Raw genomic sequence first — 17747 nt, forward strand, 5'->3', positions numbered from 1 at the left:
TCCGGTTTGCGCATTTCGGCTGTCGACCTGCGGAAATAAATGTAACCGTATGTAATGCTAACTTTCTCCAGGTAGGGGGCTGTGCGAGTCACGCAACGGGATGAAAGTGGTCCTCGCGCGTGCATCGCCACCGCCGGACCGCGTGCTCGAGCGCGGCTGCCGGGACACCGAGGCGATCGGCGGCCGCGGCGAGGATTTCGGTCGGCGGAGCCGAGGGTGCGGGATCGCCGGGGGTGTCCGCGAGTGCAGACCGCACGAACTCGTCGGTGGCCGTGGCGGTGCCGGGCGAACCGGGTGCACCCGTCAGGGTCATCAGGTGCTGCCACATCGCGTCGTCGGGTCCGCCGCAGCACTCGTCCCACGCGGCTCGCAGGTCGCTGCGGGTGCGGTCGTCGCGGGTGGCGCCCACCAGGTCGCCGACCGAGTCGATGTGCAGGGCGTACAGGCGTTCGGCGGTGCGCTGGATCTCGGCGGCGCGCAACGGCGCGGCGTTCTCGGAGTAGCGGCGCTTGTAGTTGCCGATCTTCCCGGCCCACTGATCGGAACTGCCCACTTCCTCGAACGTGCGCAGAAGTTCACGAGCGCCGTCGGTGACCCGGCCCGGAACGTGGGCCTGCCGGTACGCGCGGTATCGGTCGACCACGGTTCCGGCGTCGGCGTACCGATCACCGGCTGCCTGGACCGACTCGATGATGCAGAGTGCGAGGCTGTCCCGATACTCGTCGGGCGGCACCCAGCCGGCCGGGTCGCCGAGTCTGTCGCGGCAGGCCTGGACCACCGTCTGCACTTGCTGTTCCGAGACGCTCACGAATCCTCCCTCGCTGCGCAGGGCCTGACGAGACGTGTATCGGTGCTGCGGCGCCGAATGTTGCACCGGTCACGTCCGGGGCTCGCCGGCGCGGGCGAGCAGCTCGGTGACCTCGCGGTCGTCCAGCTGGTGGAAGTCGACGTATGCGCCGCCCACGCCACCGAGATTCACGGGCGTGAATGGGCACACCACCTCGTCCGCGGTGACTCGCAGCCGCGAGACTGCCTCCGGCGATGCCACCGGTATCGCGACGACGATCCTGGTCGCCCCCGCGGCACGTGCAACCTGACAGGCGACCGCTGCGGTGGCGCCGGTCGCCATGCCGTCGTCGACGAGTACGACGGTCCGTCCCGTCAGCGGTGTGCGTGCCCGCCCGCCGCGCAGGGCATCGGCGCGTCGCGCCAGTTCCTGCCGCTCCTTCGTGCGGACGGACTCGAGGGCCTGGCGCGTCACGCCTCCGCGATGGATCACGTCGTCGTTGAGGACCTCCGCATCCCCCTCGCCGATCGCTCCCATCGCGAGTTCCGGCTGCCACGGCACGCCGAGCTTGCGGACCAGGATGACATCGAGGGGAGCGCGGAGAGCCTGGGCGACCTCGTATGCCACCGGTACGCCGCCGCGGGGGAGTCCCAGAACCACCGGATCGGACCCGCGCAGATGGCTCAGCGACTTGGCCAGTGCCCGTCCGGCTCCGGCACGCGTCGCATAGTGCATGACGTGCTCCGTCGAAGAGATTCGATCTCGATTTCGACGATACGCCGCAGACCGCGCACAGGTGCGGCGCCCGGAAACGGACTCCCGGGCGCCGCAACCACGAGTGCGAACTATGCCGTCGAGACCAGGTTGCCGTCGATGTGCGCCTGGTAGGCGGGCAGGTCGAGCATGCCGTGACCGGACAGCCCGATCACCAGCACCTCGGGCTCGGTGAGCCCGCGCGCGTACTCGGCGGCGGCAGCGATCGCATGCGCCGATTCGGGCGCGGGGACGATGCCCTGGGTCCGCGCGAACAGCACGCCCGCGTCGAACGAGTCGGTCTGGTCGACGGCCTGTCCCTTGACGTAACCGAGTTCGACGGTGTGACTGAGCAGCGGCGCCATGCCGTGGTAGCGCAGGCCGCCGGCGTGGATCGGGTCCGGGACGAAGTCCTGGCCGAGCGTGTGCATCTTGAGCAGCGGGGTCAGGCCCGCGACGTCGCCGTGGTCGTAGCGGTACTCGCCCTTGGTGATCGACGGGCACGCGGCCGGCTCGGCAGCGATGATCCGGGTCTGTGCCTTGCCGTGCAGGACCTCCCGGATGAACGGGAATGCGAGGCCGGCGAGGTTGGAACCGCCACCTGCACAACCGAATACGACGTCGGCGTTCGCCTCACCGGCGTCGCGCAGCTGCTCCACGGCCTCGAGGCCGATCACCGTCTGGTGGAGCACCACGTGGTTGAGGACGCTGCCGAGTGCATAGCGTGCGTCGGGATCGTTCGCGGCGACCTCGACGGCCTCGGTGACGGCCATGCCGAGCGAGCCGGGGGTGTCGGGGAAGTCGGCGAGCATCTTGCGTCCCGACTCGGTGAGGTCGGACGGGCTCGGGTGCACGATGCCGCCGTAGGTCTCCATCAGATGGCGGCGGTACGGCTTGGACTCGTACGACGCGCGCACCTGCCACACCTCGAGCTCGATGCCGAACTTGGCGCACGCGAACGACAACGCGCTGCCCCACTGGCCGGCACCGGTTTCGGTGGTGATCTTCTTGACGCCGTCCTGGGCGTTGTAGTACGCCTGCGCGACCGCGGTGTTGGTCTTGTGGCTGCCGACCGGGCTCACGCCCTCGTACTTGACGTAGATCCGAGCGGGGGTCCCCAGCGCCTTCTCGAACTCGCGCGCGCGGATCAGCGGTGCCGGCCGCCAGGTCCGGTAGGCCTCACGGATGGGTTCGGGGATCTCGATGTACTGCTCGGCCGTGGCCTCCTGCTCGATCAGTGCGCTGGGGAACAGCGCCGCCAGATCGGCGGGGGTCACCGGCTCCCTGGTGCCCGGGTGCAGGTGGGGCGGCGGGGCGACCGGCAGGTCCGCGACGATGTTGTACCAGTGGGTGGGGATGGGCGTCGGGATACTCGACTCGGACACTGCTGGTTCCTCTCCAGGGGTGACGGGCGGTCGTCCACATTGTGATGTCAGTCATTCCCGCGCTGCATTCGGGGTGCCGCCCATCCGCCACCGCTCATCTTCGGTGGCCGTGCGAGTGGCCATGCGCCGAACGGGAGTTCACGGCACGCGCGGGGCCCGGAAACGGTCACCGAATTCCCGTTCAGGCGTCGGGGTATGGGCGGAGGGGAGGCGCGCCAGACGCGCGGCGTCGCGCATCGACTAAACTGACTGGTCAAATGAGTGACACCGAGCGTGACCCGCAGTCCGACAACAATCCCATCACCTTCGCCGACCTCGAGATCGACGAACGTGTGCTGAAGGCCCTTTCCGACGTCGGATACGAGTCGCCCTCGCCTATCCAGGCCGCGACCATCCCGCCGCTGCTCGCCGGCAAGGACGTCGTGGGTCTCGCGCAGACCGGCACCGGCAAGACCGCCGCGTTCGCGATCCCGATCCTGTCTCGCCTGGACGTGGACCGGAAGGTCCCGCAGGCGCTCATCCTGGCCCCGACCCGCGAGCTCGCGCTGCAGGTCGCGGAGGCCTTCGGGAAGTACTCGGCCCACATCCCGGGTCTGCACGTGCTGCCGATCTACGGTGGTCAGGCGTACGGCGTGCAGCTGTCGGGTCTGCGTCGTGGCGCCCAGATCATCGTCGGAACTCCGGGTCGCGTCATCGACCACCTGGAGAAGGGCACGCTGGACCTGTCGAATCTCGAGTACCTCGTCCTCGACGAGGCCGACGAGATGCTCAAGATGGGTTTCCAGGACGACGTCGAGCGCATCCTCGCCGACACCCCGGAGTACAAGCAGGTGGCGCTGTTCTCGGCGACCATGCCGCCCGCGATCCGCAAGATCTCCAAGCAGTACCTGCACGATCCCGTCGAGATCACCGTCAAGTCGAAGACGGCTACCGCGTCGAACATCACCCAGCGGTGGGTGCAGGTGGCGCACCAGCGCAAGCTCGACGCGCTGACCCGGATCCTCGAGGTGGAGACCTTCGAGGCGATGATCATCTTCGTTCGGACCAAGCAGGCCACCGAGGACCTGGCCGAGCGGCTGCGTGCGCGCGGCTTCTCCGCCGCCGCGATCAACGGCGACATCGTCCAGGCGCAGCGTGAGCGCACGATCGGGCAGCTCAAGTCCGGTGCCCTGGACATCCTGGTCGCCACCGATGTCGCGGCCCGCGGCCTCGACGTCGACCGCATCTCGCATGTCGTGAACTACGACATCCCGCACGACACCGAGTCCTACGTGCACCGCATCGGTCGTACCGGCCGCGCCGGGCGCACCGGTGACGCGCTGCTGTTCGTGGCCCCGCGCGAGCGTCACCTGCTCAAGTCGATCGAGCGCACCACGCGGCAGCCGCTCACCGAGATGCAGCTGCCCACCGTCGAGGACGTCAACGCGCAGCGTGTCGCGAAGTTCGGTGACTCCATCACCGCGAGCCTGAGCTCCGACAACCTGGCACTGTTCCGCAAGCTGATCGAGGACTACGAGCGTGAGCACGACGTGCCGCTCGCCGACATCGCTGCGGCGCTGGCGGTCCAGTCTCGGGACGGCGAGTCGTTCCTCATGTCGCCCGAGCCGCCGGCTCCGCCGCGTGCCCCGCGTGAGCCGCGGGAGCGGCCCGCGCGCCGCTTCGACGACGGTCCGCCGCGCCAGAACCGCGACGGCCAGGAGTTGGCCACCTACCGCATCGCGGTCGGCAAGCGGCACAAGGTGGTTCCCGGCGCGATCGTCGGCGCCATCGCCAACGAGGGCGGGCTGCGCCGCAGCGACTTCGGGCACATCAGCATCCGGCCCGACCACAGCCTGGTCGAACTCCCGGCCGACCTGTCCAGCGAGACGGTCGAGGCGCTGCGCGCGACGCGCATCTCGGGTGTGCTGATCCAGCTGCAGCCCGACCAGGGCGCTCCCTCCGGTCGGCCCTCGCGCGGTGGTCGTGACGACCGCGCCGGCGGAAAGTACGGCCGCCCCAAGAGCGATCGGTCGTCGGACCGTCGTCGCCCGCGCGACTGATTCGTCGGGCCCTCCGACAGGACAAATCGACGCCAGGACGGGTGTCGGCGAGTGTGAACTCGCCGACACCCGTTTCCTGTGAATGCGAACGATCCTGTGACGGGAGTGTCGCCTGCTCTGTAACGTGCCTCACAGTTTGCGGTCGGGGATCGGCGCAATCTTCAGCAAGGAGGCACGAGCGTGGTCCACACGATTCGTCGAGGTCTCATCGCGGCCGCCCTGATCGTGGGCGGTGCAGTCGGTCTGGCCGCACCAGCGGCGGCAGACCCGAGTTCGCTGTTCGGGAGTTCGGGCGGTAGCGGCAGCGCGAGCCTGTTCGCCGGCAGTGGCGACATCGCCATCCCCCTGCCCATCCCCAGCCCGCGCGGTATCGCCGCGCTGGCCGCGGCCACCACGCAGACCGGCAAGCCCTACCTGTGGGGCGGCAACGGTCCCGACTCGTGGGATTGCTCGGGACTGGTGCAGTGGGCGTTCCGCACGGTCGGGATCAATCTCCCGCGGACCAGTCAGGAGATGGCACGGTTCACCGGCGGCATGCTGGTCCCGCTGTCGGTGCTGCAACCCGGCGACGTCATCACGATGGACACCTACGACATCGCCGGGCACGTGGGGATCTACGCCGGCAACGGCATGGTCTTCAACGCCTACGGCACGGGTGTCCCGACCGGGCTGCGACCGCTGTCGGACTTCCGGATCCACAACATTCGCCGCTTCTTCTGAAGCGGCGCCGAGGTCAGCGCAGTACCTCGGTGAGGACCGGGGCTCCGGGCGTGCCGGTGTCGAACTGGGTCCGGTGCAGCTCGGCGTAGCGTCCGTCGGCCGCGAGCAGCTCGGAGTGGTTGCCGCGCTCGACGATTCGACCGTTCTCGACCACGAGGATGAGGTCGGCCGCGCGAATGGTGGACAGCCGATGCGCGATCACGATCGCGGTCCTGCCGTCGAGCGCCTCGGTCAAGGCTTCCTGGACTGCGGCCTCGGAGGTCGAGTCGAGGTGGGCGGTGGCCTCGTCGAGGATCACGACCCGCGGCTGCGCGAGGAGTAGACGGGCGATGGTGAGTCGTTGCCGTTCACCGCCGGACAACCGGTAGCCCCGCTCGCCGACGACGGTGTCGAGGCCGTCGGGCAGTGACTCGATCAGGGCGGTGAGGCGCGCCCGTCGCAGAACCTCCCACAGCTCCGCCTCGGTCGCTTCGGGCCGGGCGAGCAGCAGGTTGGACCGCACGGATTCGTGGAACAGGTGGCCGTCCTGCGTCACCATTCCGACGGTCCGTCGAATCGAATCGGTGGTCAGATCCTTCACGTCCACGCCGCCGATGAGGACGGACCCGGCGTCGACGTCGTACAGCCGTGGAACGAGCTGCGCGATGGTGGACTTCCCGGCACCGGAGGACCCGACCAGCGCGACCATCCGGCCCGGTTCCAGTCGGAAGCTGACGTCGTGCAGGACCGTCGACCCGGTACGGGTGTCGAGTCCGGCGACCTCCTCGAGCGACGCGAGCGACACCTTGTCGGGGGAGGGGTACGCGAAGTCGACGGACCGGAACTCGACCGACGCCGGGCCTGCCGGGAGGTCGACGGCGTCGGGCTTCTCCGTGATGAGCGGCTTCAGGTCGAGGATCTCGAAGACCCGCTCGAAGCTGACCATCGCGCTCATGACGTCCACTCGGGCACTGGCCAGCGATGTGAGGGGCGAGTACAGCCGGGTGAGCAGGAGCGCCAGGGAGACGACCGCGCCCGCCTCGAGTTGGCCGCGCAGCGCGTAGAAACCACCCAGCCCGTACACCAGTGCGAGTGCCAGCGCCGACACCAGCGTCAGCGTGGTGACGAACACCGACTGCAGCATCGCGGTGCGGACACCGATGTCGCGGACCCGCCGGGCGCGGACCGCGAACTCGGCGGACTCTTGGGCTGGGCGGCCGAACAGCTTGACCAGTGTGGCCCCCGGCGCCGAGAACCGCTCGGTCATCTGCGTGCTCATCACGGAGTTGTGGTTGGCGGCTTCGCGGCTGAGCTGGGCGAGGCGTGCGCCCATCCGGCGGGCAGGCAGGACGAAGATGGGAAGCAGTAGCAACGACAGCAGCGTGATCTGCCATGAGATGCCGATCATCACGATCAGCGTGATCACCAGTGTCACGAGGTTTCCGACGACGCCGGACAGGGTGTCGCTGAACGCGCGTTGCGCGCCGATCACGTCGTTGTTGAGTCGGCTGACCAGCGCGCCGGTGCGCGTGCGGGTGAAGAACGCGACCGGCATCCGTTGCACGTGGTCGAACACGGCTCGGCGCAGATCGAGGATGAGGTCCTCTCCGATGCTCGAGGACAGCCATCGGGTGACGATCGCGAGACCCGCCTCGAACACGGCGATCGCGGCGATGAGCAGCGCAAGCCGCACCACGACGTCGGCCGAGTCGCCGGCCACGATCGCGTCGACGACGCGGCCGGCGAGAACTGGGGTGGCCACCGCCAGCGCCGCGGTGACGACGCTGAGCAGCAGATACCACGCGATGTGGCTACGGTGTGGGCGCGCGTAGCCGGCCACCCGGCGCAGCGTGGCGCGGGAGAAGGGACGACGGTCCTGCTGCGCGTGCATCGCGTTGTACATCGCGTTCCACGCGGTGACCTCCATGCTCATGGTGCGCCCCTCTCGTCGGCCCGGTCACGATACGACCGGGGTCCGACACCGAAGGTAAGACCTCAACATTGCTCGAGGTCAAGGCGCGGGCAGTCAGTGAGCGATGTCGACGACCAGTCGGGTGGGATCGCTCAGGGTGTAGACGCGGTAACCGACGTCCCGCTGGGACAGCCCGATCAGCGTCTGCGCCCGACCCTCGAAGACGCCCGCGTCGCGGACCTCGGTCACGACACCGCCGGACCCGACCTCCAGCGGATTGGGTCCCGCATACGGCTCGACACCGGCCTGGGGCTGCATGGTCGACCCCTCGATGAGAACCTGGAGGATGCCCTGGCCCGCGACCGCGAGGGGCTTGCCGCTGCCCTGCTGATTCGCGGTGGACACGATCTCGGCCTGCCACCCGGGCGTGCCGACGCCGCCGAACTCGTACACCACCCGGTCGAAGCCGTCGTGCCTGCCGACTCGCATGTCGGTGATGGTCAGCGCGGCGTCGGGGGAGGCCTGCCCGGTCTGCGGGGCAACCTCGGTCGGGGCGTCGGTCATCGTGCCGTCGGCTGCCGCGAGCGGCGCGATGTTCGTCGGAGAGGCCTCGGACGTCGACGTGGTGATCGAGGTCGTCGACGCGGTCTGCTCGGCGTCGGTGCTCGAGCAACCGGCGAGCGCGAGCGCCGCGACGGCGACGGAGGAGATGGCGAGCGTGCGGCGGGACCGAAGGTACGTCATGAGTGGCGATGGTAGGTCGGGCACGTTCCGCGGTCGCGGTCCGACGCGGCGTCGTGTCCGATTCGGTATGTGTGACGTCCGACGCGCCCAGTCGCGCTCAGTCGCCGGCGAGGGCGTCGCGCAGGTAGGCCAGATCGTCGGCGATGCCGTCGGCGGGGGTCTCGAGGATGACGGGGGCGCCGGCCGCGGACGCGACGGCGGTGAGCATCGCGGGGTCGATCAGGCCGGTGGTGAGGTTCGCGTGCCGGTCGCGGGCGGAGTCGAACTCGTCGCGCGAGTTGTTCAGGTGGACCAGGTCGATGCGCCCGGTGATCGCGCGGATCCGCTCGACGATGCCGAGCAGTTCCTCGCCGCCCGCCCACGCATGGCAGGTGTCGAGGCAGAATCCCGCGCCGAATTCGCCGACCGCGTCCCACAGGCGTCCGATCGCGTCGAGGTGGCGGGCCATCGCGAAGTCGCCGCCGGCCGTGTTCTCGATCAGGATCGGGACCGGGAAACCGCCCTTGTCCTGCTGGCGCTCGAACAACTTGCGCCAGTTCTCGACGCCCGCGGCCGGATCCTCGCCGTCGCGCACGTGACCGCCGTGGACGACGAGGCCGACTGCCCCGATGTCGGCGGCAGCGGCTGCCTGGTCTGCGACGGCCTTGCGGGACGGCATCCGGAGTCGGTTGTTGAGGCTCGCGACGTTGATGACGTACGACGAATGGACGACGACATCGATCGGGCTCGCGAGGATCTGCTCGGTCTGTGGGTGGGGCTCGGGCTTGTCCCACTTCTGGGGGTCGGTGAGGAACAGTTGGACGATGTCCGCGCCGAGACGCTCGCCGGCCCCGATGGGGTCGGCGTCCTGCCGGACATGGGCTCCGATCCGCATGTCCCGAGAGTAGCCGTGGGGCGGTCCCGGTCATCGAGAAACGCCCGCCGTGGATGGACGCCGCCTGGTTATGTGGCTGTCAGCACACCGACAGATGCGGGAGATTGAGACCACATGGGCAAGTTGGACGGAAAGGTCGCGCTCATCACGGGCGCCGGCCAGGGCGTCGGTCAGGGAATTGCGTTCGCACTCGCCAAGGAGGGCGCGAGGATCGCCGTGTCCGGGCGGACGGAGTCGAAGCTGATCGACACGTGCGAGGCGATCGCGGCGTTCGGCGGGATCGCCGAGCCGGTCGTCGCGGACGTGTCGAGCGCCGACGACATCACACGTTCGGTGGACACGACCGCGGCGCTCTTCGGCGGCGTCGACATCCTGGTCAACAATGCCAGCCTCAACCCGCTGGGTCCGATCAACGATCTCGAGGCGGGTCTCCTCGAGCGCGCGTACACGTCGGGTCCGGTTGCGGCCCTGCGCACGATGCAGGCTTGCTACCCGCACATGAAGGAGCGTGGCGGCGGAGCGATCGTCAACATGGTCTCGTCGGTCGCGGTGCGCTGGGATGCGAGCGGTTACGGCGGCTACGCGTCGGTGAAGGAGGCCGTCCGGTCGCTCACCCGCGCCGCCGCCTGCGAGTGGGGTGTCGATAACATTCGCGTCAATGCTGTTGCACCGCATGCAATGTCGCCGGGTCTGCAGCGTTGGGCGGACGCCCGTCCGGAGGAGGCCGCCGCCTTCGTTGCGAGCATTCCGATGCGACGGATCGGTGACGCCGAGACCGACATCGGCAGCGCGGTCGCGTTCCTGGTCGGACCCGATGCGGCCTATCTGACGGGTGCCACGATTCCGCTCGACGGTGGTCAGGCCCGCTGGGCCTGAGCCTGTCGAAGGTGATGCGGGCCGATCGGACGTCGTGGACTTTCCGGACTGCACAGGCGGTTTCGGCGTCGTGACGGAAAGCCGAACGTAGTCCGACGATCCGGCCCGCGGTCCTCCCTGTGCGTGTGATGATGAGAGTCTCACCGCATCGGGAGGACCCGGTTATGGCTGCGGAATTCACGGGCAAGGTTTCGGTCGACATTCGGGATTCGACGCCGGACTGGGCGCCGTTCGCGGAACCTCGTGCCCCCGAGGGGGCGCCGAACGTGCTGTACGTCGTGTGGGACGACACCGGAATCGGTACGTGGGACATGTACGGCGGGCTGGTCGAAATGCCCAATCTGAAGCGGATCGCCGACCGCGGCCTGCTGCTCAGCCAGTTCCACACGACGGCACTGTGTTCACCGACCCGCGCGTCGCTGCTGACCGGTCGCAACGCGACGTCGGTCGGAATGGCCACGATCGAGGAATTCACCGACGGGTTCGCCAACGCGAGTGGTCGCATACCGGCCGACTGCGCGCTGTTGTCGGAGGTCCTGGGTGAGCGCGGCTGGAACACCTACGCGGTGGGCAAGTGGCACCTGACACCGCTCGAGGAGGCGAATCTCGCCGCGACCAAACGGAACTGGCCGTTGGCGCGGGGATTCGAGAGGTTCTACGGGTTTCTCGGCGGTGAGGCCGACCAGTGGTACCCGAACCTCGTCTACGACAACCATCCGGTCGAGCCGCCGTACGCGCCCGAGGACGGGTACCACCTGTCGAAGGACCTGGCGGACAAGTCGATCGAGTTCATCCGGGACTCCAAGGTGATCGCTCCCGACAAGCCGTGGTTCATGTACCTTTGTCCGGGTTGCGGGCATGCGCCGCACCATGTCTCGAAGGAATGGGCGGACCGGTACCGGGGTCGCTTCGACATGGGCTACGAGAAGTACCGGGAGATCGTCCTCGAGAATCAGAAGCGGCTCGGCCTGATCCCGGCGGACACCGAACTGTCCCCGATGAACCCGTATTCCGGGGAGGTCAGCGCGGAGGGCCTGCCTTGGCCGCCGCTCGACACGGTCCGCCCGTGGGACTCCCTCGGCGACGACGAGAAGCGGCTGTTCTGCCGGATGGCCGAGGTGTTCGCCGGGTTCCAGAGCTACACCGATGCCCAGCTCGGCCGGCTGCTGGACTACCTGGAGGAATCGGGTCAGCTGGACAACACCATGATCGTGCTGCTGTCCGACAACGGTGCCAGCGGTGAGGGCGGGCCCAACGGGTCGGTCAACGAGTACAAGTTCTTCAACGGGTACGCCGACAAGGTCGAGGACGGACTGGAGAAGATCGACCAGTTGGGCAGCCCGGAGACGTACAACCACTACTGCCTCGGCTGGGCGATGGCGTTCAACACCCCGTACAAGCTGTTCAAGCGGTACGCGTCGCACGAGGGCGGGATCGCGGACCCGTGCCTGATCTCGTGGCCCGACGGCATCGCGGCCCGCGGCGAGATCCGCGACCACTACATCAGCGTCTCCGACATCACGCCGACCGTCTACGAGTGCCTCGGTATCGATCCGCCGCTTCTGGTCGGTGGTGTTCCGCAGCGGCCGCTCGAGGGCACCAGCTTCAGGCCGATCCTCGACGACCCCGATGCGGCGACCGGGAAGTTGACCCAGTTCTATTCGATGCTCGGGACCCGCGGGATCTGGCACGACGGCTGGTTCGCGAACACCGTCCACCCCGCGGCGCCGTCGAACTGGTCGCACTTCGACGACGACCGGTGGGAGCTGTTCCACATCGCGCGCGATCGCAGCCAGGTCCACGACCTCGCCGCCGCGCGGCCGGACAGACTCGACGAGATGCGCGCGCTGTGGTTCGAGGAGGCGGAGAAGTACGGCGGGCTGCCGCTCAACGACCTCGACATGGTGTCGGCGTTCCTGCGGTATCGGCCGTACCTCACCGGTGCCCGCGAGTCGTTCGTCTACTACCCCGATGCCGCGGAGGTGGGTCCGGGTGCGGCACTGGAGATGCGGGGCCGGTCGTTCTCGGTGCTCGCGGAGGTCAGCATCGAGGCCCGCGACGGCGGACCCGCCGCCGGTGCCGCCGAGGGTGTGCTGTTCGCGCACGGCGGCCGGCTCGGTGGGCACACGCTGTTCGTGCAGGACGGGTTCCTGAAGTACGTCTACAACTTCCTGGGCGAGGAGGAACAGGTGGTGGTGTCGACGGAACCGGTGACGGCCGGCGACCACGTGCTCGGCGTCCGGTTCGTCCGGACCGGCGCGGCCGACGACCAGTTCACGCCGCTCGGCGACACGACTCTGTACATCGATGATCGTGCGGTGGGCTCGCTCACCGGGATGCGACTGCAACCGGCGATGTTCTCCGGGGTCGGGCAGGGCATCCGCATCGGTCGCGACCCCGGACAGTCCGTCTCGGCTCTCTACCGGGCGCCCTTCCGGTTCCGTGGTGGCACCATCGCCAAGGTGGTGGCCGACGTCTCCGGTGAGCCGTATCTGGATCTCGAGCGGGAGATCGCCCGCGCGTTCTCCCATGACTGAGGCTTCATCCGCAGGTCGGGGTCCAAGATCAGGGATGTCCCCGATGGTCTTCTGTCGGGCCCGCGGGTGAGGATGGTTGGCATGCCAACCGAAACCGAGTTGCCCACCGAAACCACAGTCGCCGCTCGCGCGGTCAACCTGACGAAGGTCTACGGGTCGGGGGACACCCAGGTCCACGCGCTCGCGGGCGTGTCCGCGGAGTTCGAGCGGGGGGAGTTCACCGCCATCATGGGGCCGTCCGGCTCCGGCAAGTCGACGCTCATGCACTGCCTGGCCGGCCTCGACGAGGCGTCGTCGGGTTCGGTGTTGATCGGAGCCACCGATCTCACCACGCTCTCGGACAAGCAGATGACCCAGCTGCGCCGCGACCGGATCGGGTTCGTGTTCCAGGCGTTCAACCTGGTGCCGACGCTCACCGCCCTCGAGAACATCACGTTGCCGCTCGACATCGCCGGCCGCCGCGCCGACCAGCAGTGGCTCGACACCGTGATCGACCGGCTCGGGCTGCGGGACCGGCTGGACCACCGGCCCGGTGAGTTGTCCGGCGGGCAGCAGCAGCGTGTCGCGTGCGCGCGGGCGCTGGCCGGGCAGCCGGAGATCATCTTCGGTGACGAGCCGACCGGCAACCTGGACTCGAGTTCCTCGGGTGAGGTCCTGTCGATCCTGCGCGCCGCGGTCGACGAGTTCGGCCAGACCGTCGTCATCGTCACGCACGACCCGCGTGCCGCGAGCTTCGCGGACCGCGTGGTCTTCCTGGCGGACGGCCGGATCGTCGACGAGTTGCGCGAGCCCACCGCGGAGTCGGTGCTGGACCGCATGAAGAACCTCGAGACGGTCTGACGCCATGGCAGTGACCAATTCCCCGATGCGCAAGGTTTCGCTGCGCAATCTCGCCGCCCACAAGGTGCGGCTCGTCCTGACTGTGTTGTCGGTGGTGCTCGGCACGGCGTTCGTGGCCGGTTCGTTCGTCTTCACCGACACCCTGCAGAAGACGTTCGACAGCATCTTCGACGGCACCGCGCAGGGCGTCGACGTCCGCGTCAGTCCCGAGGAGCAGGGTTCGAGCGGCGTCCCCCTCGCGGACGTCGACACGATCCGCTCCGTCGACGGTGTCCGCACCGTCGCGCCGTCAGTGGGTGGCCAGATCGTTGTTCTCAACTCGGCCGGCAAGCCGATGCAGAACGGTGGCGCACCCAGTATCGGTTCGTCGTACCTGCCGCCGGATCAGGCACTGGGAGAGCCGACGGTCTTCGTCACGGGTACCCCGCCGGAGCAGCCGAACCAGATCGCGCTCAACGAGGGTGCCGCGAACCGGGCCGGCCTCGAGGTCGGCTCCGCCACGCGCGTCCTGACGATGCGCGGCTGGAACGACGTCACTGTGTCGGGCATCTACGCGCCCGAGTCCGACACGGGTGGATATGTCGGCGCGCTGTTCACCGACGCGCAGGCGCGCGAGCTGTTCACCGACGGCGGCCACGTCGGGTACATCGACGTTGCCGGGACGGGAGTGTCGCAGGACGAGCTGCGTGATCGGATCGCGGCGGCGCTGCCCGACACCAAGGTTCAGACCGGCGCCGAGGTCAAGCAGGAGACCAAGGACGAGATCGGTGAGGCGCTCAGCTTCGTCAACTACTTCCTGCTGGCCTTCGGCGCCATCGCACTGCTCGTCGGCACGTTCATCATCTACAACACGTTCTCGATGATCGTCGCGCAGCGCCTGCGCGAGCTGGCCCTGCTGCGTGCGATCGGTGCCAGCCGCAAGCAGGTGGGCCGGTCGGTCGTGTTCGAGGCGCTCATCGTCGGCGTGATCGGCAGCGCGCTGGGCATCGCCGCGGGCATCGGGCTCGCGTACGGCCTGCGGGGTCTGCTCAACGCGTTCGATCTCGGCCTGCCCGACGGCCCGCTGCAGGTGGCGCCGCGCACGATCATCGTGGCTCTCGTGCTCGGTGTGATCGTCACGGTCGTCAGCGCGTACGCGCCGGCCCGCCGGGCCGCCAAGGTTCCGCCGGTTGCGGCGATGCGTGAGGAGTTCGCCTCCACGGGTGACACCCTGCGGGTGCGCACGTTGATCGGCGCGATCGCGGCCGTGCTGGGTGTCCTTGCGCTGGTCGTCGGAGCACAATCCACTGGTGGCGGAGCGGCCGCCGTCGTCGGGCTCGGGGCGCTCGCCCTGGTTCTCGCGGTGCTGCTGGCCGCTCCGGCGCTGTCGCGTCCGGTGGTGGGTGCGCTCGGTGCCGTGTTCGCCAAGCCGTTCGGTCCGGTCGGGCGTCTGGCCCGCACCAACGCGGTCCGCAATCCGCGCCGCACCGCGGCGACGGCGTTCGCGCTCACCCTCGGGCTGATGCTCGTGTCGGTGATCGGCGTGTTCGGTGCGTCCGCCAAGGCGAGCGTGAACTCGCTCGTCGACAAGGGCGTGGAGGCCGACTTCGTGCTCACCGGCCCCCAGGGGATCGGGGTGCCGGCCGGCGCCGCCGGCGCCGCCGCGCGGGTGAACGGCGTCACCGACGCGATCTCGCTGCACGGTGTCGCCGCGAAGATCGGCGACGCCGATGTCTACGGCACCGCGCTGAGCGGGTCGCCGGAAGGCGTGCTCGCCTACACGATGAAGGAAGGGGCCTCGTCGGTGTCCGGCACCGACATGCTGGTCAGTGCGACCGAGGCTGCCGACCGCGGGTGGGCGATGGGCACCCCGGTGACCCTCACCGACCGCGACGGCGAGCAGGTCGTCACGACTGTCACCGGTATCTACGAGGACAACCAGCTGCTGGGTCCGTGGCTCGTCTCGGACCAGGTGTACCAGGAGATGACGGCGCCGAACATGCGCACCGAGTGGGCGGTGCTGATCAAGGCGGCGCCCGGTGCCGACCTCACGGCGATGGCGACCGACCTTGCCACCGCGACCGACCCGTTCGTCGTGGTCCAGGTCCAGGACCGCGAACAGTTCAAGGGCACGCAGGGCCAGCAGATCGATGCGCTGCTCGCCGTGCTGTACGGCCTGCTCGCGCTCGCGGTCGTCATCGCGATCCTCGGCATCGTGAACACCCTCGCGCTCTCGGTCGTGGAGCGGCGCCGGGAGATCGGCATGCTGCGCGCGGTGGGTATGCAGCGGGCGCAGGTCCGCCGCACCATCTACCTCGAGTCGGTTCTGATCGCGGTGTTCGGCGCCCTGGTGGGCGTCATCCTCGGTGTCGTGTTCGGGTGGGGCTTCGTCCGGACGCTCGCCGACCAGGGCCTCGACCAGATCTCGGTGCCGTGGGGACAGGTGCTGGGGATGCTGCTGGGTTCCGCGGTCGTGGGCGTCCTGGCCGCACTGTGGCCCGCCAACCGGGCGGCCCGCACCCGGGCGCTCGAGGCCATCGCCGACATGTAGGCGCGGCGAAACCAGGGGCGGTACCTTCGTCGGCTTCGGCCGCGAAGGTACCGTCTTCGCGTGAGCAACCTGCAGGAAATCGGTGATCGTGACGGCTGGCGCTGTTGGCTGTGCGACGAGCCGGTCGACCCGGACATGTCGGTCAACGATCCGCGCGGACCGAGCGTCGACGGCATCAGCACCGCGAAGAAGAGCAAGGGCAAGTCGGTCCAGGAGCGCCTCGCGCACCGTGCCTGCAATACCAAGAAGGGCGCAATCAAGCCGGTCGTCGCGTGGCCCGACGAACTGTTCGTGGTGGACCCGGCGCCGATCATCGGTGTCGTCGAGCAGTTGACGCGCAAGGGCGGCCGGGTCGCGGTGGCACGCTGTCCCGGCGAGGCGGATGCGCGGGCGGCCGGTGAGTGGCTCCTCGACCGCCTCTCGCGGCTTGCACCGGACCTGGATCTGACCACCCGGGTCGACTCCGGTGGCGGAGGCGCTCTGCTGGTTCTCGAGACTCGCTAGGCGCCGCGGCAAAGCGCCGTTCACCGCCCTACATGGGAGTACCGTTCGCATCGAGGACCCGGATCCGGTTCAGGTGTGGAGGGAATCATCGATGAATCTGGCGTTGACCGCGGACGAGCGCGCGTTCCGCGACGAGATGCGCACCTTCTTCCGGAGCGAGGTCCCGGCGGGGATTCGTGAGCGGGTGGCGTCGGGTGCCACACTCGGCCGCGACGACGTGGTCACGACGCAGCGCATCCTGAACGCCGCGGGTCTCGCGGTACCGCACTGGCCCGTCCGGTGGGGTGGCCGGGACTGGACCGCGGTGCAGCGGCACATCTGGCTCGACGAGATGCAGTTGGCGGCGGTCCCGGAGCCGCTGGCGTTCAACGCCAACATGGTCGGTCCGGTGATCGCGGCGTTCGGCTCGGACGAGCAGAAGGCGCGGTTCCTGCCCGCGACGGCCAACCTCGACATCTGGTGGTGTCAGGGCTTCTCGGAGCCGGGATCGGGGTCGGACCTCGCTTCGCTGCAGACCCGCGCCGTCCGCGACGGTGACAGCTACGTGATCAACGGGCAGAAGACGTGGACCACGCTGGCGCAGTACGCCGACTGGATCTTCTGCCTCGTGCGCACCGATCCGGACGCTCCGAAGAAGCAGGCGGGCATCTCGTTCATCCTGGTGAACCTGACGTCCCCGGGCGTGACGGTGCGACCGATCCGCCTCATCGACGGCAGCTACGAGGTCAACGAGGTCTTCTTCGACGATGTCCGCGTGCCGGCCGAGAACCTGGTGGGGGAGGAGAACGCCGGCTGGAGTTACGCGAAGTTCCTCCTCGGCAACGAGCGCACCGGCGTCACCGGTGTCGGCCGCACCAAGATCAAGCTGGCGCGCGCGAAGGAGCACGCGGCGCGCACTCCGCTCGGTGCGGGCACTCTGCTCGACGATCCGCTGTTCGCGGCCCGCGTCGCGGAACTCGAGAATGAACTGCTCGCACTCGAACTCACGCAGCTGCGGGTGGTCGCCAGTTCGGTGCACGGCAAGCCGGACCCGGCGTCGTCGCTGTTGAAGCTGCGAGGTTCCGAATTGCAGCAGGCCGCAACCGAACTGCTCGTCGACATCGCGGGCCCGGACTCGTTGCCGTTCGAGGCCGGCGCCGACATCGAGAGCCCACTGTGGGCGCAGCGAGCCGCGCCCGCGTACCTGAACTACCGCAAGGTGTCGATCTACAGCGGGTCGAGCGAGGTGCAGCGCACCATCATCGCGTCGTCGATCCTCGGATTGTGA

General features: G+C 68.8%; 14 protein-coding genes. 8 read left to right on the top strand and 6 right to left on the bottom strand.

All coding sequences use genetic code 11. From position 1 onward, the window contains the following. Nucleotides 1–88: 88 nt before the first annotated feature. The 3 genes from DEU38_RS02435 to DEU38_RS02445 form a co-directional block, all read right to left on the bottom strand. The gene (locus tag DEU38_RS02435; protein WP_114718500.1) at nucleotides 89–808 is read right to left on the bottom strand and encodes a heme peroxidase; all 720 of its coding nucleotides are present in this window, start codon (nucleotides 806–808) and stop codon (nucleotides 89–91) included. Between the two features lie 69 nt (nucleotides 809–877). Continuing rightward, a complete protein-coding gene (locus DEU38_RS02440) occupies nucleotides 878–1522 on the bottom strand; it encodes a phosphoribosyltransferase (protein WP_114718501.1) in 645 nt (214 codons plus the stop codon). Nucleotides 1523–1632: 110 nt separating this feature from the next. Continuing rightward, nucleotides 1633–2925 carry a TrpB-like pyridoxal phosphate-dependent enzyme gene (locus tag DEU38_RS02445; protein WP_181818650.1) on the bottom strand — a complete coding sequence of 431 codons (1293 nt, stop codon included), beginning with the start codon at nucleotides 2923–2925 and terminating at the stop codon, nucleotides 1633–1635. Between the two features lie 257 nt (nucleotides 2926–3182). Here DEU38_RS02445 and DEU38_RS02450 point away from each other — a divergent pair, with 257 nt between their 5' ends. Then, on the top strand, nucleotides 3183–4964 hold the full coding sequence (locus tag DEU38_RS02450; protein WP_114718502.1) for a DEAD/DEAH box helicase: 1782 nt from the start codon (nucleotides 3183–3185) through the stop codon (nucleotides 4962–4964). A 180-nt stretch (nucleotides 4965–5144) separates the two neighbouring features. Beyond that, nucleotides 5145–5684 carry a C40 family peptidase gene (locus tag DEU38_RS02455; protein ID WP_254622865.1) on the top strand — a complete coding sequence of 180 codons (540 nt, stop codon included), beginning with the start codon at nucleotides 5145–5147 and terminating at the stop codon, nucleotides 5682–5684. A gap of 13 nt (nucleotides 5685–5697) precedes the next feature. On the opposite strand, the gene DEU38_RS02460 is transcribed toward DEU38_RS02455, so the two are convergent. The 3 genes from DEU38_RS02460 to DEU38_RS02470 all read right to left on the bottom strand — a co-directional run bounded on the left by DEU38_RS02460 (nucleotide 5698) and on the right by DEU38_RS02470 (nucleotide 9193). Then, complete coding sequence (locus tag DEU38_RS02460) at nucleotides 5698–7596, bottom strand: ABC transporter ATP-binding protein (protein WP_114718503.1); 1899 nt, start codon at nucleotides 7594–7596, stop codon at nucleotides 5698–5700. Nucleotides 7597–7689: 93 nt separating this feature from the next. Then, nucleotides 7690–8319, bottom strand: a complete 630-nt coding sequence (locus DEU38_RS02465; protein WP_114718504.1) for a hypothetical protein — start codon at nucleotides 8317–8319, stop codon at nucleotides 7690–7692. Nucleotides 8320–8416: 97 nt separating this feature from the next. Then, nucleotides 8417–9193, bottom strand: coding sequence for a deoxyribonuclease IV (locus DEU38_RS02470; protein WP_114718505.1), 777 nt, complete (start codon nucleotides 9191–9193; stop codon nucleotides 8417–8419). Nucleotides 9194–9307: 114 nt separating this feature from the next. Between DEU38_RS02470 and DEU38_RS02475 the strand changes: the two genes are divergently transcribed. From DEU38_RS02475 to DEU38_RS02500, 6 genes are all read left to right on the top strand, one after another. Continuing rightward, entirely contained in the window at nucleotides 9308–10069 is a 762-nt protein-coding gene (locus DEU38_RS02475) for an SDR family NAD(P)-dependent oxidoreductase (protein ID WP_114718506.1), read from the top strand. 164 nt (nucleotides 10070–10233) lie between these two features. After that, on the top strand, nucleotides 10234–12606 hold the full coding sequence (locus DEU38_RS02480) for an arylsulfatase (protein WP_114718507.1): 2373 nt from the start codon (nucleotides 10234–10236) through the stop codon (nucleotides 12604–12606). A 72-nt stretch (nucleotides 12607–12678) separates the two neighbouring features. Further along, nucleotides 12679–13446 carry an ABC transporter ATP-binding protein gene (locus DEU38_RS02485; RefSeq protein ID WP_114718508.1) on the top strand — a complete coding sequence of 256 codons (768 nt, stop codon included), beginning with the start codon at nucleotides 12679–12681 and terminating at the stop codon, nucleotides 13444–13446. A 4-nt stretch (nucleotides 13447–13450) separates the two neighbouring features. After that, entirely contained in the window at nucleotides 13451–15976 is a 2526-nt protein-coding gene (locus DEU38_RS02490; RefSeq protein WP_114718509.1) for an ABC transporter permease, read from the top strand. Between the two features lie 60 nt (nucleotides 15977–16036). After that, complete coding sequence (locus tag DEU38_RS02495; RefSeq protein ID WP_114718510.1) at nucleotides 16037–16480, top strand: hypothetical protein; 444 nt, start codon at nucleotides 16037–16039, stop codon at nucleotides 16478–16480. 91 nt (nucleotides 16481–16571) lie between these two features. Then, entirely contained in the window at nucleotides 16572–17747 is a 1176-nt protein-coding gene (locus DEU38_RS02500) for an acyl-CoA dehydrogenase family protein (RefSeq protein ID WP_114718511.1), read from the top strand.

The sequence above is a fragment of the Rhodococcus sp. AG1013 genome (assembly GCF_003350365.1).
GTDB lineage: Bacteria > Actinomycetota > Actinomycetes > Mycobacteriales > Mycobacteriaceae > Prescottella.

What these genes read in the sequence shown, in the direction of transcription:
- DEU38_RS02440 (WP_114718501.1), bottom strand. Translation starts at nt 1,522, where the DNA reads ATGCACTATGCGACGCGTGCCGGAGCCGGACGGGCACTGGCCAAGTCG.
- DEU38_RS02450 (WP_114718502.1), top strand. Translation starts at nt 3,183, where the DNA reads ATGAGTGACACCGAGCGTGACCCGCAGTCCGACAACAATCCCATCACC.
- DEU38_RS02460 (WP_114718503.1), bottom strand. Translation starts at nt 7,596, where the DNA reads ATGAGCATGGAGGTCACCGCGTGGAACGCGATGTACAACGCGATGCAC.
- DEU38_RS02465 (WP_114718504.1), bottom strand. Translation starts at nt 8,319, where the DNA reads ATGACGTACCTTCGGTCCCGCCGCACGCTCGCCATCTCCTCCGTCGCC.
- DEU38_RS02470 (WP_114718505.1), bottom strand. Translation starts at nt 9,193, where the DNA reads ATGCGGATCGGAGCCCATGTCCGGCAGGACGCCGACCCCATCGGGGCC.
- DEU38_RS02475 (WP_114718506.1), top strand. Translation starts at nt 9,308, where the DNA reads ATGGGCAAGTTGGACGGAAAGGTCGCGCTCATCACGGGCGCCGGCCAG.
- DEU38_RS02480 (WP_114718507.1), top strand. Translation starts at nt 10,234, where the DNA reads ATGGCTGCGGAATTCACGGGCAAGGTTTCGGTCGACATTCGGGATTCG.
- DEU38_RS02485 (WP_114718508.1), top strand. Translation starts at nt 12,679, where the DNA reads ATGGTTGGCATGCCAACCGAAACCGAGTTGCCCACCGAAACCACAGTC.
- DEU38_RS02490 (WP_114718509.1), top strand. Translation starts at nt 13,451, where the DNA reads ATGGCAGTGACCAATTCCCCGATGCGCAAGGTTTCGCTGCGCAATCTC.
- DEU38_RS02500 (WP_114718511.1), top strand. Translation starts at nt 16,572, where the DNA reads ATGAATCTGGCGTTGACCGCGGACGAGCGCGCGTTCCGCGACGAGATG.